At 50.8% G+C, this 24,083-nt stretch carries 21 protein-coding genes; 9 read left to right on the top strand and 12 right to left on the bottom strand.

From position 1 onward, the window contains the following. The first annotated feature begins 54 nt into the window (after positions 1–54). The 4 genes from ACYVJM_RS12130 (at position 55) to ACYVJM_RS12115 (ending at position 4,316) form a co-directional block, all read left to right on the top strand. Positions 55–696 carry a deoxyribose-phosphate aldolase gene (locus ACYVJM_RS12130; protein WP_461148489.1) on the top strand — a complete coding sequence of 214 codons (642 nt, stop codon included), beginning with the start codon at positions 55–57 and terminating at the stop codon, positions 694–696. A gap of 70 nt (positions 697–766) precedes the next feature. Beyond that, on the top strand, positions 767–2,221 hold the full coding sequence (locus ACYVJM_RS12125) for a TonB family protein (RefSeq protein WP_461148488.1): 1,455 nt from the start codon (positions 767–769) through the stop codon (positions 2,219–2,221). A gap of 204 nt (positions 2,222–2,425) precedes the next feature. Then, positions 2,426–3,517 (top strand): glycine cleavage system aminomethyltransferase GcvT, encoded by a 1,092-nt coding sequence (gene gcvT, locus ACYVJM_RS12120; protein WP_461148487.1) that lies wholly within the window; start codon positions 2,426–2,428, stop codon positions 3,515–3,517. An 88-nt stretch (positions 3,518–3,605) separates the two neighbouring features. Continuing rightward, positions 3,606–4,316: a 2-phosphosulfolactate phosphatase gene (locus ACYVJM_RS12115; protein WP_461148486.1), complete on the top strand. Its 711-nt coding sequence runs from the start codon at positions 3,606–3,608 to the stop codon at positions 4,314–4,316. Positions 4,317–4,385: 69 nt separating this feature from the next. On the opposite strand, the gene ACYVJM_RS12110 is transcribed toward ACYVJM_RS12115, so the two are convergent. The 5 genes from ACYVJM_RS12110 to ACYVJM_RS12090 all read right to left on the bottom strand — a co-directional run bounded on the left by ACYVJM_RS12110 (position 4,386) and on the right by ACYVJM_RS12090 (position 9,412). Beyond that, positions 4,386–4,694 (bottom strand): plasmid stabilization protein, encoded by a 309-nt coding sequence (locus ACYVJM_RS12110; RefSeq protein ID WP_461148485.1) that lies wholly within the window; start codon positions 4,692–4,694, stop codon positions 4,386–4,388. Positions 4,695–4,848: 154 nt separating this feature from the next. Then, complete coding sequence (locus ACYVJM_RS12105; RefSeq protein WP_461148484.1) at positions 4,849–5,082, bottom strand: acyl carrier protein; 234 nt, start codon at positions 5,080–5,082, stop codon at positions 4,849–4,851. A gap of 99 nt (positions 5,083–5,181) precedes the next feature. Then, a complete protein-coding gene (locus ACYVJM_RS12100) occupies positions 5,182–6,516 on the bottom strand; it encodes a TolC family protein (protein ID WP_461148483.1) in 1,335 nt (444 codons plus the stop codon). Positions 6,517–6,585: 69 nt separating this feature from the next. Continuing rightward, complete coding sequence (locus ACYVJM_RS12095) at positions 6,586–8,199, bottom strand: DHA2 family efflux MFS transporter permease subunit (RefSeq protein ID WP_461148482.1); 1,614 nt, start codon at positions 8,197–8,199, stop codon at positions 6,586–6,588. Positions 8,200–8,299: 100 nt separating this feature from the next. Next, positions 8,300–9,412 carry an HlyD family secretion protein gene (locus ACYVJM_RS12090; protein ID WP_461148481.1) on the bottom strand — a complete coding sequence of 371 codons (1,113 nt, stop codon included), beginning with the start codon at positions 9,410–9,412 and terminating at the stop codon, positions 8,300–8,302. 175 nt (positions 9,413–9,587) lie between these two features. Between ACYVJM_RS12090 and ACYVJM_RS12085 the strand changes: the two genes are divergently transcribed. Both ACYVJM_RS12085 and ACYVJM_RS12080 read left to right on the top strand, forming a co-directional pair. After that, complete coding sequence (locus ACYVJM_RS12085; RefSeq protein WP_461148480.1) at positions 9,588–10,073, top strand: MarR family winged helix-turn-helix transcriptional regulator; 486 nt, start codon at positions 9,588–9,590, stop codon at positions 10,071–10,073. Positions 10,074–10,190: 117 nt separating this feature from the next. Continuing rightward, entirely contained in the window at positions 10,191–11,570 is a 1,380-nt protein-coding gene (locus ACYVJM_RS12080; RefSeq protein WP_461148479.1) for an NAD-dependent succinate-semialdehyde dehydrogenase, read from the top strand. Here the strand turns inward: ACYVJM_RS12080 and ACYVJM_RS12075 are convergent. Then, positions 11,567–12,214: a DedA family protein gene (locus ACYVJM_RS12075; protein WP_461148478.1), complete on the bottom strand. Its 648-nt coding sequence runs from the start codon at positions 12,212–12,214 to the stop codon at positions 11,567–11,569. The two genes, ACYVJM_RS12080 and ACYVJM_RS12075, sit on opposite strands and share 4 nt — an antisense overlap. Before the next feature lie 65 nt (positions 12,215–12,279). Continuing rightward, on the bottom strand, positions 12,280–14,172 hold the full coding sequence (locus ACYVJM_RS12070; protein ID WP_461148477.1) for an ABC-F family ATP-binding cassette domain-containing protein: 1,893 nt from the start codon (positions 14,170–14,172) through the stop codon (positions 12,280–12,282). A gap of 179 nt (positions 14,173–14,351) precedes the next feature. On the opposite strand from ACYVJM_RS12070, the gene ACYVJM_RS12065 reads away from it, so the two are divergent. From ACYVJM_RS12065 to ACYVJM_RS12055, 3 genes are all read left to right on the top strand, one after another. After that, positions 14,352–15,356, top strand: coding sequence for a formylglycine-generating enzyme family protein (locus ACYVJM_RS12065; protein WP_461148476.1), 1,005 nt, complete (start codon positions 14,352–14,354; stop codon positions 15,354–15,356). Positions 15,357–15,476: 120 nt separating this feature from the next. Next, positions 15,477–15,953: a 2-amino-4-hydroxy-6-hydroxymethyldihydropteridine diphosphokinase gene (gene folK / locus ACYVJM_RS12060; RefSeq protein WP_461148475.1), complete on the top strand. Its 477-nt coding sequence runs from the start codon at positions 15,477–15,479 to the stop codon at positions 15,951–15,953. A 118-nt stretch (positions 15,954–16,071) separates the two neighbouring features. After that, complete coding sequence (locus ACYVJM_RS12055; RefSeq protein ID WP_461148474.1) at positions 16,072–17,289, top strand: pyridoxal phosphate-dependent aminotransferase; 1,218 nt, start codon at positions 16,072–16,074, stop codon at positions 17,287–17,289. 704 nt (positions 17,290–17,993) lie between these two features. Here the strand turns inward: ACYVJM_RS12055 and ACYVJM_RS12050 are convergent. The 5 genes from ACYVJM_RS12050 to ACYVJM_RS12030 form a co-directional block, all read right to left on the bottom strand. After that, positions 17,994–18,740, bottom strand: coding sequence for an RluA family pseudouridine synthase (locus ACYVJM_RS12050; RefSeq protein ID WP_461148473.1), 747 nt, complete (start codon positions 18,738–18,740; stop codon positions 17,994–17,996). A gap of 64 nt (positions 18,741–18,804) precedes the next feature. Beyond that, complete coding sequence (panB, locus tag ACYVJM_RS12045) at positions 18,805–19,623, bottom strand: 3-methyl-2-oxobutanoate hydroxymethyltransferase (RefSeq protein ID WP_461148472.1); 819 nt, start codon at positions 19,621–19,623, stop codon at positions 18,805–18,807. Between the two features lie 109 nt (positions 19,624–19,732). Further along, the gene (locus ACYVJM_RS12040; RefSeq protein WP_461148652.1) at positions 19,733–21,079 is read right to left on the bottom strand and encodes a murein hydrolase activator EnvC family protein; all 1,347 of its coding nucleotides are present in this window, start codon (positions 21,077–21,079) and stop codon (positions 19,733–19,735) included. Between the two features lie 105 nt (positions 21,080–21,184). Further along, complete coding sequence (locus tag ACYVJM_RS12035) at positions 21,185–22,081, bottom strand: DUF4292 domain-containing protein (protein ID WP_461148471.1); 897 nt, start codon at positions 22,079–22,081, stop codon at positions 21,185–21,187. 88 nt (positions 22,082–22,169) lie between these two features. Beyond that, on the bottom strand, positions 22,170–23,978 hold the full coding sequence (locus ACYVJM_RS12030) for a tetratricopeptide repeat protein (RefSeq protein ID WP_461148470.1): 1,809 nt from the start codon (positions 23,976–23,978) through the stop codon (positions 22,170–22,172). Between the last annotated feature and the right edge of the window lie 105 nt (positions 23,979–24,083).

Genomic DNA, 24,083 nt, shown 5'->3' with positions numbered 1-24,083 from the left:
CTGACATAGTATTGACCGCTCTTTCACTCATTCACTCGTTCGCTCTTTATAAATATGAACCATCTCTTCCCTTACATAGAGCGAACGCTGCTGCATCCGGGCGTGACCATCAATGAGCAATACGACGCGCTCGATGAAGTAACGCAACTGGGTATGGCTGGGCTCACCGTGGCACCGTTCTGGGTGAAGAAGTTTCGGCGGGAGATGGGCGATACGCATCCGGCCGTGCTGTCGACTGTAATTGGATTTCCATTCGGCTACCAGCGTACCGAGGCCAAACAAACCGAAATTGAGTGGGCCTTGCGGGATGGTGCTACCGAAATAGAAGTTGTCCTGAATACATCGGCCCTGTTCTCCTCTACCTCGGTCTGGCTCAAGATCGAGTTGGCTAAACTGGTTGCGCTGGTTCATGCGCAGGAAAAGCTTTTTACAGTTATTATGGAAAGCTCCCTGCTGGACCCTGATCAAAAAGAGAAGATGATCAGGACCGCAACGGATACCGGAGCCGATTTTATCAAAAATGCTACAGGTGCCCTACCTGAAAGCTTTTCTCTCGAAGCCGCTTTGCAGTTTCGTCAATTCGTTCCCAAATCGGTTGGCGTTAAGATCGTGGCCGATGGGGCCACGGAACCACAACTGGAAGCTTTAGTGGCGGCTGGCGTAGAGCGGCTGTCGGCCCGGCGTCTGGATTTGTAATTGCCTGGCCGCTTTTGGGTGCTTTGCGCGCTTTTTATATATTACGGACGATTCATCTTTTCGTTACGTTATGAAATTCCGCGCTACTCTCTTCTTTCTTCTTTGTACCGTTTCGTTATTTGCTCAAACGACTATTTATCAGGCTTTTGAAGCAGATAGTGCCGCCGAACCCCGTGGCGGTATGCCGTATCTGACTACATTTCTTCAGTCGAACCTCCGTAAACCAATCGCTGCAGAAGCCCAGGGCATTGGCGGACGTGTTGTTGTAACGGGTATCGTTGAACCCGACGGCCGTATCTCCGACGTGAAAGTTGTCAATGCATTTCGACCCGATTATGACCGGGAAGCGGTGCGCGTGTTCGCCCTTTTCAACGCCTGGAAACCCGGCTACAAAGGTGGAAAACCCGTTCGGCAGTACGTGAACATTCCGGTAACATTCAAGCCAAATCCACCCTTCGTCTATCAAAATGGCGCACGGGTCAGCTACTTCGATGGAGAGGATAAAATGGTTGCCGATAGCAGTAAGGCGCAGTTCAAACAAATTGTACCCACCGACTCACTAGGCATACCCAGCGGGGATATCGTGCTCTACAAGGTCAGGGGGAAAGCTTGGAAAGAGGAAACCCGGATGCCCCTGATACGGAAAGAAAATGGCGTTCGGGGCGCATCGGGTAAAAGTGGCTACCTGATTGGTTATCAGAACGGTATCATTCAATGGAATGGTTTGCTGGTTACTGTTGATGATAAAGGAGCCCTCCTTCGGCAAACCTATTTTCAGGACGGGAAGCGGTCGGGTACCGAACTGGTCTACCACCCGAACGGGCTGATTGCCGAAAAAATCGAGGAGTTTGACGATAGATACGTAACAACCTCCTGGTACACAAACGGGCAGATCCGGCAAATTCAATCCAGTGTCAAACAAAAAATAAATGTGCCCACCCCGCCCGATCATGTACTGGCTTATTGGGAAGATACGGGCCGGCAACTGGTAAAGGATGGTGCTGGTCGGGCTGTTTACCAAATCCAGATACCCTTACCCACTGACTCGACAAAGCTCATCACGCTTGTTGAAGAAGGCCAGTACGAAAACGGATTCAAGGAGGGTATCTGGAAAGGTCAATATGCTGATGGCTCCTATTCGTACGAGGAGAAGTACGAAAAAGGGGTCTGTCAAACGGGGAAGGCACGGCAGGCCGACGGTACGGTGTTATCCTACAAGGAGGTTCAGAAACAGCCTGAGTACAAGGGCGGGATGTCTGCGCTGGGGCAGTTTCTGGCCGCGAATCTGCGTTACCCCGCCGATGCCCAGCGAGCCAGAGTACAGGGGCGGGTTTTTATCACGTTTGTGATCAACGCGGATGGCAGTATTGTCGATGCCACCGTGTTGAAAGGAGTGGGCTACGGTGCAGATGAAGAAGCACTGCGGGTTGTAAAGGCCATGAATGGCCAGTGGCACCCTGGCTATCTGCGTGGAAAGCCCATTCGGGTGAAGTATAACTTGCCCATCAATTTTACGCTTCAATAGAGTTGCTAACTAGGTCATGTAAGAGAATGCTGTGGTGTCGGGTCCTCAGACCCGACACATTGGCTGACGCGAGTCTGTCGGGTTTGAGGACCCGGTACCACCCTTTTTGGCAACAGGAAAATTCTGTCAAACAGCGTTTAAGAGAACGATACAGGTTGAAAGCCGTAGATACATTTGTAAATTTGCCGGATAACCCCTGCGCAAATGTCGCTTAAGCAAGTTCCCCTTCATCATATTCATCAGCAGCTAGGTGCGAAGATCGTGCCGTTTGCGGGTTTCGAGATGCCCGTTCGCTACTCCTCCGATCTCGATGAACACAATACCGTTCGGAACGCCGTTGGTATGTTCGATGTCTCGCATATGGGCGAATTCATCCTCAAAGGGGAGGGTGCGCTCGATCTCATTCAGCGGGTGTCGGCTAACGACGCCAGTATTCTGTTCGATGGTAAAGTGCAGTACAGCTACCTGCCCAATGGTCGGGGCGGTATTGTCGATGATCTGCTGGTGTATCGGATCAGTGCTACCGAATACATGCTTGTCGTGAATGCATCGAACATCGAAAAAGACTGGAACTGGATTAGCCAGTATGCATCCGAGTACGACCTTACGATGGTGAATGTATCCGACGATATGTGTCTGTTTGCCGTTCAGGGACCCCTGGCCGCTCAAGCGTTACAGTCGCTGACCCCGGCCGATCTGGAGTCGATGGATTATTATACGTTTGAGAAAACCGATTTTGCCGGTTATGCCAACGTCATTGTATCGGCAACGGGCTATACAGGGGCGGGTGGTTTCGAGATTTACGTGTCGAATCACCAGGCCGAGGGTGTCTGGAACGCCATCATGGAAGCCGCCGGGCCATTTGGTATCAAACCCATTGGCTTGGGTGCCCGCGACACGCTCCGCCTTGAAATGGGCTACAACCTGTACGGCAATGACATCACCGACGAGACCTCGCCCATAGAAGCGGGTCTGGGTTGGGTAACAAAATTTACCCATGATTTCATTGATGCCGATGTGCTGAAAGCACAGAAACAACAGGGTGTGCCGCGTAAGCTGGTTGGCTTCGAACTTCTTGACCGGGGCGTTCCCCGCGGCCATTATGAACTCACCGATGCCGATGGTAACGCTATCGGCGAGGTAACATCCGGCACGCAGTCGCCCACGCTTGGCAAAGGGGTTGGTCTGGGCTATATCCAGACGGCGTTCAGCAAACCGGGAACGGAAATCTTCGTTAAAGTGCGCGACCGGCTGCTGAAAGCCCAGGTCGTTAAACCTCCTTTCGTGAAAAAATAACAGGTATGTGTGGTGTCGGTTTCTCAAAACCGACACTAGTTTGTACATAAGTGTCGGTTTTGAGAAACCGACACCACATTTAACCATAATGAAACAAATTGACGTTTGCTTAACCCCCGAATTATTACATCTACACACCGTTGAGAACACAATTGTTGTGGTGGCGGATGTATTCCGCGCCACATCATGCATGGTGACGGCCTTCGCCTACGGCGTAAACAGCATTATTCCGGTGGCTACCATCGATGAATGTCGCGACTGGCAGGAACGGGGGTATCTGGCCGCTGCCGAACGTAATGCCCAGAAAGTGGATGGGTTCGAACTGGACAACTCACCATTCACGTATATGAACGAACAGATTCGGGGAGCCAACGTCGCCATGACAACCACCAACGGAACCCTGGCCATTACCAAATCGCGGTCGGCGGTGAAGGTACTCGTGGGATCGTTTCTAAATCTGGATGCCATTGCCCGCTTTCTGAAAAGTGAGCGGTACGATGTCATGGTGTTGTGCGCAGGCTGGAAAGGGCGCGTTAACATGGAGGATACCCTTTTTGCCGGGGCGCTGGTCGATCGGCTGAAAGACAGCTACGCCATGGCCGAAGACAGCGCCATCATGTCTTGGCGGCTCTACTGCCAGGGGAAAGACAACCTGCCAAGCTATCTGGCTAATTCATCGCACATCCGGCGGTTGCAGCGGCTGGGCATTCAGAAAGATATCACCTATTGCCTCCAACACGATCTATACGACGTTGTTCCGGTTTTGCGGGGCAACGCGCTGGTGAGTATGCAGGTTTAATTGGTTACTGGTTGTTAAGTTATTGATGATGTCCAACCAATAGCCTAACAACCAATAACTAATCAACTATCAACTAGCGGCCGCATTCCTCTTCCGGGTAGCGGCCGCTTTTTTTGCGGATGCCGACCGCTCTTCCGGCGTGCGCGATGCCGATGCGGCTCCTCCTTTTCGACCGCCTTTCTTTTCGGGTTCTTTGTTTTCGGCATGTCCGCGTCCGGAACCGCTTTTCTTTCCTCCGCCCGATACCTTGTTTACCGTGGCCCAGGCCCGGCTTTCAGCTTCTTCTTCGGGAACCCCGCGTTTTTCGTAGCTTTCTTCAATGTGTTCGGCCTGGCGCTTCTGCTTATCCGTATAAGCCGATTTATCTCCTCGTGGCATAGCTTTAATTGATTTTATTCAACATGTGCTTTTAGGATATAGCCAGTACAACCCGCACCATTTCATTGTGTTTTAGCCGCAAAAAAATCAGCGGGAAAAATGACCGATTGGTCACCTTTCCCGCTGAAATATACTTTTATAGAATTCGACAATATCAGGCGGTTGTTGCCTGTTCGGCTTCGAGGTAGGTTAAAACATCGTGCATGGTCGTTAGCTTATGGTAATCTTCATCCGGAATACGAATACCAAACTCCCGCTCCAGTTGCATGATCAAGTCAACGCTGTCGAGACTATCCATCCCTAAATCGCGTGAAAAATGGGTTTGGTCCGTAATGGCTGATTCGGGTACTCCGAACTCCTTCAGAATGTCAATTACTCGCTTTCTCATGGCTACGCTAGTTACATGGTCAACCTGCCTGTTTATTTATAGAATCCTTTTTAATCCGATTTAGTATGTGCCAACGGAAGGGATTAACAAATTTTAACCCTACAGTAAGGGCTCTCCGAGCAGCCTTTTCAGTTCGAGCTGATTGAGCATGAGCTGGTATTGGAAATTTAATCGACCCAGTTCCGCTTCTTCCACCCCCGTTTCCGCACTTTGTAATTCCACGTTGGTGATGACCCCGTTTCTCAACCGGGCGTTGGCAATCTGAAGCGCTTTTTGTGCCTGCAACACCTGCGTTTCGAGGTTGGTAAGGCGGGATTGATTGCTCCGAATGTCGGCGTTGAGTTGGGCAATGCTTTGTTTCACCTGTGCATTGGCGTTTTCCACGGCATAGCGGCTGGCGTTCAGATTTAGCTGAGCCGCCTGGTTTTGTAATTGATACCGCTTGCCCGCATAGATAGGAACGGTAAGCGACACACCCGCAGCTATGTTAAAACGAGGAGTATTGATCTCCGGCAGATACCCGTTCCGGTAACCTGCCGAACCCGAGAAGCTGAGGTTCGGTCGACCGGATAAGTCCGAAACCAGTATGTCCGTTTCGGCCTGCCGAACCCGATCCTGCGCCAGCTGCACATCTTTATTGCCCGCCAGCTGGGTTTGACCTTCGGCCAGCATAAGCGGTTGTGTAGCTATACGGCCCCCCGTGGCTTCCAGGCTGAACTGGGTCATTGCCCGGCTTACGTCGGGAGTTGGATTGCCGGTCAGATAGGTTAGAAAAGCCAGTTGCCGCTCCAACTGATTCTGGATTTCGATTTTCCGGTTCTGTGCCGTTTTTACCCGCACCTGTTGGGTCAGTACATCATATTCCAGCGCATCGCCATTTTGCAGCCGTGTCGTCAGGAGTCGTACGTTGGCACCGGCGGTCTGAATAACGGAATCCTGCACCGACAAGCTCCGTTGCAGAAACCCAACGCCGTAGTAGGCCGCAGCCACCTGATAAGCCAGTGTTTGCTGTGTAATTTCCAAACCCCGCCGGAGCACCTGCACATTATCGGCGGCCTGTTGAACTGCTGCATTGGTACGGCCCCAGTCGTAAATGGTTTGGCCAACGCCAACAGAAGCATTCACGTTGTGGTTGGGCTGAAACTGAATGGTTCGATTTACGCCATCCACCGGTAGCGTCGCCTGTGCAACGGGAGTTAAATACTGGTAAGACGCCGTACCGTTTACGTTAGGCCGGAGGGCTGTCCGGGCAATATCGGCCCGCAGATCACCCGCCTGAATAAGCTGCTGCTGTTGTTTAAGGCTGGGGTAGTTGGTATTTGCCTGCTGAACCAGCGCCCGCAGGTCGTCGGGTAACTGCACCGACGGGGTTTGTGCCGTAACGGCCCCTGCGGTGAGTAGTAGAACCGTTACTGTGTAAAGTCTGTGAATCATGGTTGAAGATGTTAGGGTTTCCATTCGTCGTCTTTCAAACACATGAAAGCCAGCAAACGGAAGCCTGAATCAGTGAGCAGCATCGGCAACCGCTTTGGCAGCGGCCGCGTCCATTTTTTTAGTTTTTAGGAGGAACAACAGCGGGAACGAGATCACAAAGAATAGACCCGCCAGCCGGAACGTATCCAGGTAAGAGACCATCAGGGCCTGCCGGGAAATGATCAGGTCCATGTTTTTGTAAGCGCCCGTCACCGCATCGAAGGAGTTAACACCTTTGGCAATTAATCCCTGCGTGATGGCGTTAAGTCGCTCCATCGTGAGCATTTCGCCCGGCTGCAGGTTTGATACCAGGTCGCCCCGATGTACCGCTGTGCGTTGGGTAACGTAGGTATTTGTGATGGCTACCCCAAAGGCACCACCCACCTGACGCATCATGTTGACAATGGCAATGCCGGTTGGTAACTGCCGGGGTTCCAGCGTTGCTACCGACTGGTTGATGAGTGGCACGTTTACGAAGGCCAGCCCGATTCCCCGAATGATCAGCGCCGTAATAAAATCGCCGTTCGAGGCATCCATGTTATAGGTGGCCATGATGAAGCAGAACGAAGCGAATGCAACGTAGCCCACCGCAACGAGCGTTCTTGGCGATGTTCCTTTGGCCAGTAACCGCCCAACAATGGCGAACATCGGCAAGGTGACTATGCCGCCCGGAATGAGAAGCTTACCCGTTTGGGTAGCGGTTAACCCAACAATACGCTGGGCAAAAAGCGGGTAGAGCAGGACCGAAGTAAAGAGGCCGTAGCCAATTACCACCATTAGAATGGAGCCAATGGCCAGGTTTCGATTCTTGAACGTTCGGAGGTCCACTACCGGCTCTTTCGTGCCCTTGAGTTCCCACAGAATAAACGCCGGAATCGCTACCGCAGCCGCCACCGCCAGCCACATGATCACGTTGCTGTCGAACCAGTCGTCGGCTTCGCCCCGTTCCAGTACGTATTGCAGACTGCCGATACCAACGGCCAGCAGGAGAATGCCCATCTGGTCGATATGAATGGATTTTCGGTCAATGGCCAGTTCGTCTTCTTTCTTATCGATAAACGCAACACTCAGCAAAACAGCCGCAATGCCGATGGGCACGTTGATGTAAAACATCCAGCTCCAGTGGTAATTGTCGATGATAAACCCGCCGAGGGTTGGGCCGAGCGTCGGGCCGAGGACAATACCCATCCCGAAAAGTGCCGATGCGAGCGGGCGTTGTGATGGCGGAAAAGCATCGAACATCAACCCTTGCGAAGTAGACAGCAACGCGCCACCGCCAATGCCCTGTAAAAAGCGGAAAGCGACCAGGGTCCATAAACTATCGGCAAATCCGCAGCCGTAAGAGGCTATGGTAAAGAGAATAATGGACCCGATATAGTAATTTTTTCGACCAAAATACCGCTGCAAAAAGCCCGTCATCGGAATAACAATGACGTTGGCGATGGCATAGGCCGTTACCACCCACGATACATCTTCGACCGTAACGCCCAGGTTCCCCGCAATGTCGGTCAGGCCGACGTTCACGATGGAGGTATCAATTAGTTCAATGATGGCTGCCGAAATAGCGGTTACGACAATAATCCACTTTTTGAAGCCAGTGGGCATTGCCGTTTGCCTCGGAAGGGCCAATGGTTGAGTTGCCATAATAAAGGGGAGGATGAGAGGAAGGAGATAAAAGGGAGTTGGCGGAAAATAAGGGAAACCCCTTTCGTCCTATTCCTCCCTCTCTTCCCTTTTCTCCTTTTTAATTAGCGACTCGTACCTCAGCATCGACGCTCAGGCCCGCCCGCAGTTGATTTTTGTATTTCTCCGGATTCAGAATCTCGATCTTTACCGGCACGCGCTGGGTGATTTTGACGAAGTTACCCGAGGCATTATCCGCCGGAAGCAACGCAAACCGCGCTCCGGTAGCATCCGACAAAGAGGAGATGCGTCCTTTAATGTCGAGATCAGGATACGCGTCGAGCTTTATGTCGACGGCCTGACCAAGCTGCATTTTCTCCAGCTGCGTTTCCTTGAAGTTGGCAACAACCCAGAACGTCGAATCGGCAACGATGGTGAACAGATTCTGACCAGGCTGTACATATTGACCGACCACTACGTTTTTACGGCCTATTTTGCCCGCAATCGGAGCGGTCAGACGGGCGTAACCTACGCGTAGTTTAGCATTGTCGATGGCGGCCTGCTTTACCTTCAGAACTGCCTGAATTTTCTGGATGTTGGCCTGCGCTTTAGCGATACCGGCCTGCGCTACCCCCTGCGATGTTTTGGCGAGGTTGATCTGCTCAACGTTAGCGTCGTATTGGCGTCCCTGCACTTCAGCGTTATTCTGCGAATCTTCCAGCTGCTTACGCGTCAGGGACTGCTCTTTGTAGAGATTCTGGTCGCGTTGTAGATCCTGCCGTGACTTATCCCGCCGGGCGGCCTGTACCTGGGCGTTCGACAAGGCTACGCGGGTGTTCTGGGCAACATTGCGGGCGTTGGCCTGGGCATTCTGCAAATCAGCACGAGCGTTTTCGAGGTCGGCCAGTGACTGCTGATAATCGGCTTCGGCCTGGGCCAGCGCCACATCGTATTCCTGGGGGTCGATGGTAACCAGCGGCTGACCGCGTTTCACCGTGGCATAATCAGCTACATTCACGGCGGTAACGTAACCGGCTACCCGAGCGAGTACAGGCGCTGAATTGCCTTCGATCTGTGCATTGTCGGTCGTTTCATATTGCTGGCTGTGTACGTAAGCCTTGTAGCCAAAATAACCCCCAACGAGTAAAACAAGGGCTATAATGATACGAGGTAAGTACGCTTTAATTCCGCTTTTTTCGTCTGTGGTTGCCATTGGTTCAGTTATGGTTGCCATAGTTTGAGTAGTGTTTAGACATAGGCCGATGTCGTGAGAAGAACTAAGTAGATAGTCAACGCGTTTGACTATTGTGCAACAAAAGTAAACTAGGTTGACTATAAAGTCAAGCAGGTTGACTATATTTGTACAATCTTTTGAAAAGAATTGTTTCAGTATTTTTTATTTTGCCAGCATGTTCGTGGAAACAGATAAAAATTCCTTTGATTTCACCCAATATCAGGCGATTCGAGATCGCTCGATTGGGCGTTTGTTCTGGCGGCTCAAACGATTTACGAGTAACTTTATCGAGCCGCGTCTGCACGCAAAGGGATTTACCGATTTCAAAATGAGTTACCTGATGTTCCTTTCTAATATCGAAGAGGGGGGAACGACCAATAACGAATTGGCCAAACGAGCCTGTGTTACGAAACAGATGATGAGTAAGATCGTTGGACTGCTCGAAACGGAAGGGTATATCTATACGCAGAAAAATCCCAGCGATTCCCGCTCCAGCATCATCTTTCTCAACGAGCGGGGCAAAGAGCTGTTCGTTTCGCTGAAAGACTGTATGCAGGAAGCCCGCGACAAATTTGACGGTATTGTTGGTTACGACCGAATGGAACAGGTTATTGAAACCATGGCCGAGCTAGTGAATAAATTAGAGAACGACGAACAATAGCGGGATGGGAGATGTATGATGTATAATGCAGGATATATGATGTAGTGCCAGAAACAGTTATGCATACATTAGATAACCGACATCCTATATCCTACATCATACATAGTATATCCCTTTATGTTTACCTCCATAAATCCATATTCGCAGAAGCACATTAAAACCTATCGCGCTGATAGCGTTGGTGTCATTGAGCGAAAACTTAAACAAGCCGACCGGGCCTTTGCCGACTGGTCGGCTTTGTCGCTTCCGGAGCGTACGGGTTATTTACGCAAAGCCGGACAGTATTTAACCGATAACAAACAGCGATACGGCGAGTTGATAACGGCAGAGATGGGGAAGACGCTCAAGGAAGCCGTGGGCGAAGTGGAGAAATGTGCTGCTACCTGTACGTTCTACGCCGACCATGCTGAAGCCTTTCTCGCCGATCAGGCCATACAATCCGACCGTACCGACGGACCGGCCGAAAAGAGCTTTGTCACTTACCAGCCACTCGGTGCAGTATTGGCCATTATGCCCTGGAATTTTCCGTTCTGGCAGGTCATGCGCTTTGCCATTCCGGGCCTTATAGCGGGTAATGTTGGGTTACTTAAACATGCTCCCAACGTATTTGGCTGTTCCTTGGCTATTGAGGAAGCGTTTCGGGAGTGCGGGTTGCCTACGGGTGTTTTCCAGTCGCTGCTGATCGATGTGCCCGTTGTCGAAGACCTGCTGAAAGACAAACGAGTCAAAGCTGTAACACTTACGGGCAGCGGTCGCGCCGGTTCATCCGTTGCCGGTATTGCGGGGCGGGAGATCAAGAAATCGGTACTGGAACTGGGTGGCTCCGATGCGCTGATCGTCCTGGCCGACGCTGACCTGGACAAAGCTGCGGAAGTAGCCGTGAAGTCGCGCATGCAAAACGCCGGCCAAAGCTGCATTGCTGCCAAGCGATTCATTATCGAAAAATCCGTAAAAAAAGCCTTCACCGAACGGGTGCTGCATCAGGTCAGTCAAATCCGCCAGGGCGACCCTCTGGATGAAGCGACCACTATGGGCCCAATGGCACGGCTCGATCTGGCCGATTCTATTGAGCGGCAATACCGGCAAACGCTCGCTAAAGGGGCTAAACGACTAACGGGCGGTGAGCGCGAAGGGTGTAACGTTCAACCAATGGTACTGGATAATGTGAAGCCCGGTATGGCGGCTTTCGACGAAGAAACCTTTGGGCCGCTGGCCGTTCTGATCGATGCCAAAGACGAAACGGACGCCATCCGATTGGCAAACCACTCTGATTTTGGCCTGGGCTCGGCCCTCTGGACGAAGGATCTGGATAAGGCAGAGCGGCTGGCCCGCCAGATTCAGGCGGGGTCGGTGTTTATCAACGGCCTGATGCGTTCCGATGCTCGTGTGCCCTTTGGCGGTATCAAAACCTCGGGCTTTGGCCGCGAATTGTCAGAGGTCGGTATTCGGGAGTTTGTGAATATTAAAACCGTTTGGGTTGAAAAGACCCAAGGTTAATCGGCGTTTATTTCGGCTTTCTTTTCTTTTCGGGCGTTCAGGTAGCCCTTCACGACCGTGAACGTGGTTACGGCCAGGAAGAAGAAAATGATGTACTGGACATAGTCGACAATGCCCGGAAACCGCTCACCGAAGAAGAAACCGCCCCCCACCAGTGTAATCACCCAGATAGCGCCCCCAATAATATTGTAAAGCATAAAAAAGCGGGGCGGCATGTGAATAAGCCCGGCCAGCAGCGGAGCAAACGTCCGGACAATGGGTAGAAATCGGGAAATGATCAGGGCACTATTTCCGTATTTGATAAAGGCTTCCCGCGTGTTTTCGATGTATTTCTGTTTAAAAAACAGCGAATCGGGCCGATTCTTGATTCGTCCACCAAAATAATAGCCGGTCAGATAGCCGGTCAGCGAGCCCAGAACGGCTGCCGCAAAAACACAGGTCAGCAACAGCCAGAGGGGTACGTTCAACAGCTTTATCCCCGCAAACACACCCGACAGAAAAAGCAGGTAATCGCCCGGCAGGAAGAAGCCGAAGAAAATACCGTTTTCAACAAAGACAATCAGCGTAATTAATACAAGACCACCCGTTCGGATAATATCCTCGGAGTCGAGTAATGTCTGGAAAAAAGCTATGATCTGATCCATAAGTAAAGCGCGAAAGAGCGAAAGAGCGAAATTCAGCACAGTACGCTCTTTCGCTCTTTCGCCTTTTAAATAAACTCCGCCAGTTCCAGCCAGCGGTCTGATTTCTCAGCGATGGTTTGATCAATCTGTTCGATCTCCCGCGACCATGCTATTAACTGTTCGTGGTGACCACCTGTGTTGAGGAGACTCACGATTTCGGTTTTGCGTTGCTCCAGCGACTCAATATCTTTTTCAAGTGTTTCGTACTCACGAATCTCTTTGAAGGATAGCTTTCGTTTGGCCCCGTTCTGATTGGCGGGTACCGACGACGCGACGGGAGCCATTGTCTGGTTCTTAACATCAGCCGGTGCTGGTTTACCCGAACGTGCATTGACTTTGGGCTGCGAATCCCGCCACTCCCGGTAATCGGTGTAGTTGCCGGGGAAATCGCGCACTTTTCCTTCGCCTTCCATAACAAACACGTGCTCCACGAGCCGGTCCATGAAATACCGGTCGTGTGTAACAATCAGGACACAGCCGGGGAAGTTGAGCAGAAAGTCCTCCAGTACGTTCAGCGTGGTAATGTCGAGGTCGTTAGTCGGCTCGTCAAGAATCAGGAAGTTTGGGTTTTGAACCAGTACCAGCAGAAGTTGCAAACGCCGTTTTTCTCCTCCGCTCAGTTTGGCAACAAAATCATACTGCTTGGAGCGATCGAACAGAAACCGGCTCAGGAGCTGTGTTGCCGTGATGGTATCGCCGTTAGCCAGTTTCATGACCTCGGCCACATCCTGCACCACGTCGATAACGCGCTGGTTTTCGGGTAAGTCCAGCTCCGTTTGGGTGTAATAGCCAAACTTAACCGTGCCCCCCGTGCTGATCTTACCGGAGTCGGGCCGGAGCTGGCCGGTCAGCATATTCATCAGCGTGGTTTTGCCCATGCCGTTTTTCCCGATCAGTCCAACGCGGTCGGGCCGTTTGAAGGTATAGGTGAAATGGTCGAGCAACACTTTCTCGCCGAAGCGTTTGCTCAGGTTCTCAACCTCCAGAATTTTGCTGCCTAGCCGGGCCATGCGCAGGTTCAGGTCCAGATCGCCGTCGTTCTTTTTGCCGCTGGTCTTTTCTTTAAGGTCTTCAAAGGCGTCGATCCGGTACTGTGCTTTGGTACCGCGTGCTTTGGGTTGCCGACGCATCCATTCCAGCTCCCGCCGGAAGGTGTTGCGGTCTTTGGTCAATTCGGAGGCTGCGGCTGCTTCGCGTTCGTCTTTCTTCTCCAGAAAATACGCGTAATTGCCCTTGTAGGTGTACAACTGCCCATTGTCCATCTCCGCAATCTGGTTGCAGACCCGGTCCAGAAAGTACCGGTCGTGGGAGACCATCAGCAGCGTACCATTGTTTGTGTTCAGGTAATTTTCGAGGTATTCAATGGCTTCCAGATCAAGGTGGTTGGTCGGCTCATCCAGAATGATCAGATCGGGATTTTGAATGAGTACCCGTGCCAGCGCAACACGTTTGCGTTGTCCGCCGGATAGGGAGCCAACGATTTGCTCAAAATCCTGGATTCCCAACTCACCCAGGATTTGCCGGATCTGCGCTTCGTAATCCCAGGCTTCGAGTTTCTCCATGTCGGCCATGGCTTGTTCGAGACCTTTATTGTCTTCGTGAGCCAGCGCGTGTTCATAAGCCCGAACCGCATCGAGCTGAGCGCTTTCGCCCGCCAGCACAACTTCCATAACGGTCAGGGCATCATTGAACTCGGGCTGTTGGTCGAGATAACCAATGCTTATGTCTTTACGATGACTCACAAGGCCCGCATCGGGTGGCATGGCACCGGCCAAAATAGACAGTAACGTTGTTTTACCGGAGCCATTGGCCCCAACAATAGCTACTTTATCACCCCGGTTGATACCAAACGTGAGGTTTTTAAACAGAGTGCGGTCGCCGTAGGTTTTTGATAAATTTTCGGCTGAGAAATAATTCATTCGCTAATCGTATAACGGGCGGAGGAGAAAAGGCGACAGGATTTCTGTTTGCCTGACTCGCTTGACTGCCGTAGCAGTCCGACCGCATTTTCATTTATTTTTACAAAGGTACAACAAAGGAAATCGTTCGTACTTTTACCTGTCAATCAATACTGATTCCTTTTCCTACATAACCAGCAATGCGTCTAAAATATCGCTTACTGACCATCGCCTTTTTATCAGGCGTTTTGGTTCGTACAAGTGCCCAGACTACAACCGATTTCAAATCCTACACGCAAACCGTTCCGGGGAGTAACCAGAGTTATGCGCTGGTGGCCATTCCCGGCGGAACGTACATGATGGGGAGCCCGGCCACCGAAAAAGGCCGTAGTGCCGATGAAGGACCACAGCATAAGGTGCAGGTTGAACCCTTTTACATGGGCAAGTATGAAGTAACCTGGGATCTTTACGACCTGTTCGCCTTTACCAACATGGAAAAGGAAATGGCCGCTAAATACACCGAATCGGAGGCAAATTTAACAAAAACAGATGCCACTACCCGCCCCAGCCCACCTTATGTGGACATGTCGTTTGGCATGGGGCGCGCGGGCTACCCGGCCATCAACATGACTCAGTACGCGGCCATTAAATTCTGCGCCTGGCTCTATGCTAAAACGGGTGTATTTTTCCGGTTACCCACCGAAGCGGAGTGGGAGTATGCCTGTCGGGCTAATACAACAACGCCCTACTCGTTCGGCGCTGATGTGAAAAAGCTTGGTGAATATGCTGTGTTTACCGGCAACAGCGATGGTGCCTATAAAAAGGTAGGTACCAAAAAGCCGAATCCATTTGGTTTGTACGACATGCACGGCAACGTAATGGAGTGGACCAAGGATCAGTACGTGGCGGATTATTACAAACAGGTGGCCAGTGGCAAAGTAAAAGAACCGTTCGCGCCCACCACAACCCTTTATCCAAACTCCGTTCGGGGTGGCTCCTGGGACGATGCCGCCACCGTACTTCGGTCGGCGGCCCGGACCCCCTCGGCCCCGGCCTGGAAAGTACTCGACCCCCAAAGCCCCAAGTCGGATTGGTGGCTGACTTCAGCCTCGTTCGTGGGGTTCCGCCTGGTACGTCCAGCCAAAACGCCCAGCGAAGAAGAGATCAAGGCTTATTATGATATTAAGCCGATTAAGGATTATTAAACTATGTATGATGTATGCTATAGGGTGTATGATATAGCCTGAGCTTTGAGAAGAATGAAGGGCTGGTACGCATACATCATACATCATACACCCTATAGCATACATCATACGTCACACATCATGCTATATCTCCTCCTCGGCGCGAACCTCGGCGACCGTCCCCACACCCTTCGCCGGGCCGTTTACCTGATTTCAGAACGCGTCGGGCGGGTAGTTCAACAGTCGGGTCTGTACGAAACCGCCCCCTGGGGTGTTATCGACCAACCCGCTTACTTAAATCAGGTGCTGGCAATTGAGACTACGCTGGGGCCTGAAGAAGTGCTCATGCAGACGCAGAATATTGAGCAGGAGCTCGGTCGGGTGAGGCTGGAGAAGTGGGGTGCCCGCGTCATTGACATTGACATCCTGTTTTATGGTCAGCTCCTTTTGCAAACCGACACGCTGACAGTCCCGCATCCGTTCCTTCACCAGCGACGCTTTACACTCGTGCCACTCAATGAAATAGCTCCTGATTTCGTGCATCCTGTTTTGGGTAAAACAACGAGTGAGTTATTGGATCAATGCGAGGACAAGGGGGAGGTCTTAAGGTTACGGTAAAAGCTGAGAATCTCTGTGTAACAATCATTTTTAATTTTCCAAAATCCGTACCCTTCCGCTGAAAACCCACTACCTTTGTGGTCAGTTTGTTATCATTTTCTCAAAAACATCACCGATTATGTCTGCCACGCTTGACACCGTGAGTTTGTTAGCCGACCGCATCAACGCGCTGGAGGAGTCGTCCACGCTGGCGATGACCAAAAAAGCCCGTGAATTGGCCGCTCAGGGCCACAAAGTAATTAGCCTGAGCGTTGGGGAGCCGGATTTTAAAACACCCGCCCACATCTGCGAAGCGGCCAAGAAAGCCATTGACGATGGTTTCCATGGCTATTCGCCCGTTGCGGGTTATCCCGACCTCCGCAAAGCCATTGCCGATAAATTCAAGCGCGACAATAACATCGACTGGAAACCCGAGAACATCGTCGTGTCAACAGGTGCCAAGCACTCGCTGGCGAACGTCATTCAGGTATTGGTAAACCCCGGCGACGAAGTGATCATTTTCTCGCCGTACTGGGTTAGCTATTCCGAAATGGTGAAACTGGCCGAAGGTAAAGCCGTTGTCGTTGATGGTAGCTTTGAAAATAACTTCAAAGTAACACCCGAGCAGTTTGAGGCCGCGATCACAGACCGGACCAAGATTGTTATGTATGCATCGCCGAATAACCCAACGGGTTCTATTTATTCAGAAGCCGAACTTCGCGCCATTGCCGATGTGGTAGCTCGCCATGAGAACGTACATGTGCTTGCCGATGAAATTTACGAATACATCAACTTCACCCCGGAAGGTCACTTCAGCATGGGGTCGATTCCTGAAATTGCCGAGCGCGTTATTACCGTTAATGGAGTAGCTAAAGGCTATGCCATGACGGGCTGGCGGATCGGGTACATTGGTGCCGCCAAATGGATTGCCGATGGGGTTGAGAAACTACAGGGACAGGTAACTTCGGGAACGAACTCCATTGCCCAGAAAGCGACGGTAGCTGCGCTGAATGGTCCAATGGAACCATCTATGGAAATGGCTAAAGCCTACCATCGTCGGCGTGATTTGGTCGTAAGCTTGCTGAAAGAAGTTCCTCATTTCCGTACGAACGTACCGGAAGGAGCCTTCTATGCGTTCCCCGACATCAGTTATTATTATGGCAAGTCGGATGGAACGACAACAATCCAGAATTCAGATGATTTTGCTGCCTGGCTCTTGAACACCGCGTATGTAGCAACCGTTGCGGGTTCGGGTTTCGGAGCTCCGGATTGCCTGCGCATCTCAACGGCCGCATCCGACGAATCTCTTGTTGAAGCAGTACAACGCATTAAAGATGCAGTTGCCACATTAAAATAAGCAAAGAAAAAACAGCATCGGGGACGAAAGAGGAGTGTGGTTTGTCACATCTTTTTTCGTCCCCGATGCTTTTTATATCTGTTAAACTCGTATATTTAGTAGACTAATTGATTGTTCAAAATGCAATCTAACTGCCTATATATTAGGCGTTTCAATGTTAATTCATAATAAAAATTTGCATTTTATCGTAAATAAAAAACTTCTGGCATAGTAATTGAAATAGAGAGTGTAAGGTAATGATGGTGACAACTAATTTATTTATTCATACTAAAATGTGAGCTCTTAGGTAAAGAACTTTTTATCAGATGTCTTGTTTTTGTACAAAGGCAAGGTTATTTTTGAATATCGATAGAAAGTGTCGCTGCTAACGCACATATTTAGTTATCACTTTTTTTATACCGTAAACTTAACTTTAAAATTATCATTTAAGCCGATGAAGAATTTTCGTTTGTATATGGCTTTTCAGTGGATTTTCTTTTTGCCAATTATTCTCCCTCTGTGCATAGTCTTCGGAGCTCTTCGCGGGATTATTCAGATGATTGAGCGTGTAATGGAGCAAATCGTGCTGGATGTAGCGCCTACAGAGCCTAACACCTCTACATTGACTGAACACTGATAACACGTCAGTATATAAAAAAGGCTCTGTGTTCCGGGAAGGAAACGCAGAGCCTTTTTTATATACCGGGTCAGCATGCTGATTGCAATTACTCGAACGTAATATCCAGGTTCTTATCGTTGTAAATCTCCGTGTCCAGTTCAAGGAACTCTTCCCAAAATGGATCGTTCGGCAACCCGGCTTTACAAATAATGGGGCGATCCTCCGCTCCAGCCTGTTTGATTGGGTGGATGAAATACAGCCGACGGGCGTGTAAATAAATTTTCTTGTCGGGAACAGCCCGGTCGTACCCGTACTTGACATCACCACGAATAGGACAGCCCATATGCGCCAGTTGGGATCTGATCTGATGAGGCCGACCCGTAATCGGGTTTACTTCCAGCAGGTAATGCTCATTGATCTTGCCGAGCACCCGGTACGATAGTTCAGCTTTCTGCGACTTAGGGACTTCGTAGTCATACACTGTTACCTGATTTTTCTGCTCGTCTTTAACAAGCCAGTTAACCAGCTTATCCGCATCCTTGGGTGGTTTGCGCCGAACCACGGCCCAGTACGTTTTTTGTACCTGACGTTTCCGGAAAATTTCGTTCATGCGTTCCAGTGCTTTCGAGGTACGCGCAAACACGACCAGACCACTAACGGGCCGGTCGAGCCGATGAACGAGCCCTAAGAAAACGTCGCCGGGTTTGTTATACTTTTCCTTGATATAATCTTTAAGGACATCCAGCAAGGTCGTATCGCCGGTGCGGTCTCCCTGTACCAGAATGCCGGGGTCCTTATTGACAATAAGCAGGTGGTTGTCTTCATAGACCACCTGAAATGGTTTCTTTTTCATGAGTCGTGCGGGTGAGAACCCGCATTAATAGTTAACAGGCCGGTTCACACCCACCTTATTTAACTTAATACGCTTCTTTCTCGTTCGGGAAGTCGTTGGTTTTCACGTCGTCTACATAATGAGCTATGGCCTCGGTCATAATTTTATGCAGATCAGCGTATCGGCGAAGGAACCGTGGCTTGAATTCATTGGTGATTCCCAACAGGTCGTGGACAACCAGAATCTGCCCGTCGGCGTCCGGGCCGGCACCGATACCAATCGTTGGAATGGTCAGACTTTCTGAAACGGTTTTGGTGAGTGCCGCCGGAATTTTTTCGAGTACCAGTCCAAAACAGCCAATATCCTGAAGCATATGCGCATCGTCGATCAGCTTCTGGGCTTCGGCTTCTTCTTTGGCGCGCACGGCATAAGTGCCAAATTTATAAATGGATTGGGGGGTCAGGCCCAGATGCCCCATGACGGGTACCCCCGCACTTAAAATCCGCACAATAGATTCTTTGATTTCCAGCCCCCCTTCCATTTTCACCGCATGGGCCCCCGATTCTTTCATGATCCGAATGGCCGACCGCAGGGCTTCCGTTGAGTTACCCTGGTATGAGCCGAAGGGCAAATCGACCACCACCAACGCCCGTTTAACCCCCCGCACTACCGAACAGGCGTGATAGATCATCTGGTCGAGGGTAATGGGCAGCGTGGTTTCGTGGCCAGCCATAACATTAGAAGCCGAGTCGCCCACTAAAATCAGTTCGACGCCAGCGGCATCAACCACCTTGGCCATGGAATAGTCGTAGGCGGTCAGCGCCGAGATTTTCTCGCCTTTATTCTTCAGTTCCTGAATGGTATGCGTCGTAACGCGTTTGATATCGGGATTATGAACAGACATAGTGTCGGTTTACTGTTTACGGATTTCGGTAAAAGGCTGTAAAAGTACGGTTTTTTTACCGATGCCCTTTTCATCAGTACCTTATCGGCTCAAACTACGAGGAGTTAAGCTAGCGGGGAGTGAGCCACGACTCGGGGTTGAGTTTGGTAAATTCCTTCCAGATTTGGAACTGGATTTCAGACACTCCGTTCTTGTCTGTTGCTACTGTACCGATGGATTCACGGGCTTTTACCCGTTGCCCGACCCGAACCGATACGCTGCGGAGTTTGGCGTAAACCGTGAAGTAATCGCCGTGCTGAATGGCTACCACGTTATTCATGCCGGGCATACTCGTCACGTCCTGTACAATGCCATCATAAACCGACCGGACGCCCTCGCCCGCGTTCGTCTGAATATCGACCCCCTGATTCTCTACGTAAATCCCCTTCAGGACTGGGTGTGGTTTGCGGCCGAAACGGTCAGAAATAAACCCTTTGGTCACTGGCCAGGGCAGGTGCGCCCGCGACGATGTAAAGGACGAAGCCAGTGCTGTCTCTTCATCATTGAGATTATTATTTCGGCGTTCGTCCGGTTTTTTGGGCGCTGGTTCCGGTTCTGCCGGCCGTTCGACTTTGGCTACATCCGCCGGGGCAGGTTTTTCTCCGGCCTTTTCCGCAGCCGCAATGGCGTCTTCAGCCCGTTTGCGTTCAGCTGCTTTGCGGGCAGCTTCGAGTCTGGCAATTCGGTCGCGCTCGGCACGTTCACGGGCTTCGCGTTCGGCGCGTTCTCTGGCTTCACGAACGATCAGTCGTTTGATCAATGCTTCGAGTTGCCCCACCGCCCGGCGGCTTTCGGCCAGTTCCGTTCTCAGCTCTGCCTCTTTTTGCCCCAGTTCCTTAACAACCTGGTTCTTGACAACTTTGAGGGTTTCGAGACTTTTAGTCTCCTGTACTTTGGCACCAATTGTATTTTTTTGTTCCTGTCGTTTGCGCTGAGTAGCCTTTTGTTTCCCATCCAGCATTGTCTTTACGTTCGACATCTGCCGCACCTGACTCTGTCGGGCATCGGAGTACTGCCGCAAATACCGGTAACGGGCCACTAACTGATTGAAGTTATCGGCGGCAAACAAAAAGCCTAGCGGATTGACCTGCTGCCGACGTTTATCAGCCGCGTAAATCATGGAGCCGTACTCGTCCCTGAGTTTATCAAGGTCTCTGGACAGGGTTGTGCTGGCCCGCCGGAGTTCGGCGATTTCTGCTTCAGTTAGCTGAAGGTCTTTATTGAGTAGCCCAATTTGCTGCGATTGCGTCTGGATCTGCTGATCAAGCGCCTTTAGTTGGCCCAACCCGGCTTGTTTTTCGGAGGCAGTCTGTTTCAGAATGGTTCGAATCTGGTTCATCTTCTCCAGATTCTGCTTTTTTTCTTTTTCGAGTACCTGTCGGTCACGCACCGTCTGCTGTGCCTGAACGGATGGCATTGACCACACCCAGCCAATGATGACCAGCCCGATTACCGACCAGCGAATAACATACCGAGTGTGGGAAATTTTCACCTGCATAAGGACTTAAACCAACGAATAAACTTAGGGTCGACGGGTATAATTGGATGGGATAGTAAAAGGAAATCCCGGCGCTTTGTCTACCAGTTCAACTTTATTGTGCTTGATACGCAGCAGCGTTTGATAAAACTGCCCGTCGGATTTCGATTTATAGTCGACCGTAACCAGACTGGTATAGGGGAAGAGGAAGTTGTTGAGCGAAGTAAAATCTTCGTAATCCAGCCGAAGGGTATTCTTCGTTGGCTGCTCGGTTACCATCAGTTTCTTTAGCTTTCGGTCCTGCTCACCAATGTAGTTTTCAACCAGCACTTTTCCTTCGCTTTGCCGAAGCAGCAGGTAATCCCGCTCATTCTTTATTTTTTGCGCCGGTCGTTTAGGTAGTGGCAGATTACCTACAATTAGTGCCTGAAGCAAATCGAAGCTCAGGTTGAAGTTAAACCGCTTGCTCAGTGTCGGGAAATCATACACGGAATATTCGTGGTGTATTTTGTCCACAATCGTAATCGAATCACGGGTAATCATACCCCGAACGGCTTCGATGCCGAGTTTGGATACCGACACCCAAATCAGGCTGTCTTTCCGCACCCGGATACTCACATTGGCATTGTCAATATCCTGCTGCTGCCCTTTAAATGAAATTTTTGATTTTGCCGTCAGGTAGCGAAAGTCGATTTCGGCAACATGGGCGCGGGCCTCTTCAATGCCGGGCCTGGATGGGTCCGTTTTGGCTAATTCAGGTTCGACCCTTGTGGAGTCGGTAGGCAGTTTTGGGGCAGGGTTAGCTGAAAGGGTAGAATCGACAGTCGCGGGGACGGATGAAACCGGCGTCGGGCTAGTATTGCGGGACATACGCTGACGTCGACAGCCTTCCGAACTCAATAATACGCTTATCAGGAGCGTAAACAGCAGGTATTTGTTCATTTAGGTGTTTTTCGGTTTATCGTTTTCCATCGACGGCCATCAGAAAATGGGTTGATAAGGTAAGGCCGTACATGGACTGTAAACCGGTTTACATTTTGCCAGAGGTTATTTTCTTGTCTATCTCGGGGCTGGCACCACCTTTCGTCTTCGCTTTCTTCCACTGCTCAAGTGCCTTGTCTGCCTGGCCTAACTGGTAAAGAACATCGCCATAATGCTCAATGATGGTTCCGCTTACGTGGGCTGGATCGGCCAGGGCTTTTTCGAGGTATTGCTTTGCTTTAGCGTAGTCTTTCGAGACGTAAAGCACCCAGGCGTAGGTATCCAGATAGGTCGCATTGCCTGGGTTACGCTCCACGAGTTTCTGGGCAAGTTGCAAGGCACGAGGCAAGTTCTCTTTTCGTAAAGACAGGAAATAGCTGTAATTGTTCAGAACGTAATCGTTCAAAGGATCCACCTTCAGCACGGCTTCATACGATTCGTCTGATTTGGCATAATCACCAAGGCCGTTGTATGCATCGCCCAACTGGGCACTGATTCCCTTTTTTAACTCGTTGCTCGCGCTGGCAGCCAGTAACTTCTGACTTTCCTCAAGGGCATCGACTGCCTGCTGGTACCGGCGTTTGTACAAATTGGCCGACCCGTTGGAATACCAGAACAGTCCCTGTGTTGGAAACACTTCCAGCGCCTTTTCGGAGTGTACCAGGAGACTATCAATCTGATTCAGTTCGTTATCGAGCTGGAGCAGGGCACCCCAAACTTCATAAATGGAGCCGTCCAGACGGGCTGCTTTGGCGTATGCATCGCGGGCTTCGGCTTTCTTACCCTGCTGCATAAGCAGATCGGCCAGCATTACCTGCGTTTTGGGGTCATTGGGTGATGTCTTTGCGAGATTCTGAGCCATAACCAGGGCGTCCTGCTGCGCTGCTGTATTAGAGCCGGTCATGCCCATGTAGCTCGACAGAATACGCGCTTTCAGGCCGGCTTCGAGGTTGGGGTTGGCCAGTACCTGATTCAGCTCTTTGGTAACCCGGGCCATATCTCCTTTCTTGCGGTAGATATCGGCCAGCAGCACATGGGCTTGGGGTAAATCGGTACTTAACTTAAGGGCGCGGTCAATCCAGCTGATAGCCTGATCGGTGCGGTCGTTGGCAATGAGCATTTCGGCGCCTTCGAGCAGGTAATCAGGGTCGGATGGTTCGGACGCTACCAGCTTTTCCGCTTCCTCGATCGCCTTGTCTATTTTATTCTGTTTAAGGTAGATGCGTTGCTTCTGGCGGGTGATTTCTTCATTCAGGCCCAGTTCTCTTTCTACTTTGTTATAGGCTTCAAGTGCCTTGTCGGGCTTTTCGTTGAAGAGGTAGATAGCGGCCAGCTCGACGCCATATTCTGCGTTTTCCGGGCCTTTTTTCAGCAGGGCTTCGTATAAGTCTTCGGCTTCACTGTATCGCTTTTGTTTGACATACAGTTCGGCTAGCAGAAGAGAATAGAATTTGTTGTCGACGTCCAGTGAATGGGCTTTAGCCGCAAAGGGAAGGGCTTCGGCCACTTTTCCGCTTTTGAGGTAAGCACTGGCTGTAGAATACTGAGCGGCTGCGTTGTTAGGGTCTTTCTGCAGTACTTTGGCAAACTGGGGAATGGCTTTGGACGGCTCATCCGTCATCAAATACCGAATCCCCTCGGTAAACTGCGTTTCGGCTTCCATTCGAACGGTGGTCGTCGATGTAGAGCCAGGTTTGGCGAGTGCCGTATCGGCTTTGTCGCGTTTGCGCTGCGCCAGGGCAGGCGAAGTGGTAAAGCAAAGAAGCAGACTGACACTACTTGCTAACCTAATGAGTAGCCGATGGCTTCGATATGTAAAATATATTGAATTCATGTTGGTCAGCGTGTCGTGATGCATACGTACGAAAAACGCGGCTCAACCCGGTCTATTGCGGTAATGATTTAAATAAACCGCTAAGACAAAGGTAGTTTAAAATGATCGAATGTCTTCTTTAAGGAGTGA

It is taken from the genome of Spirosoma pulveris, from assembly GCF_054781875.1.
The sequence above is the reverse complement of the archived record's forward strand: the minus strand, read 5'-3'. Positions and strand labels throughout refer to the sequence as shown.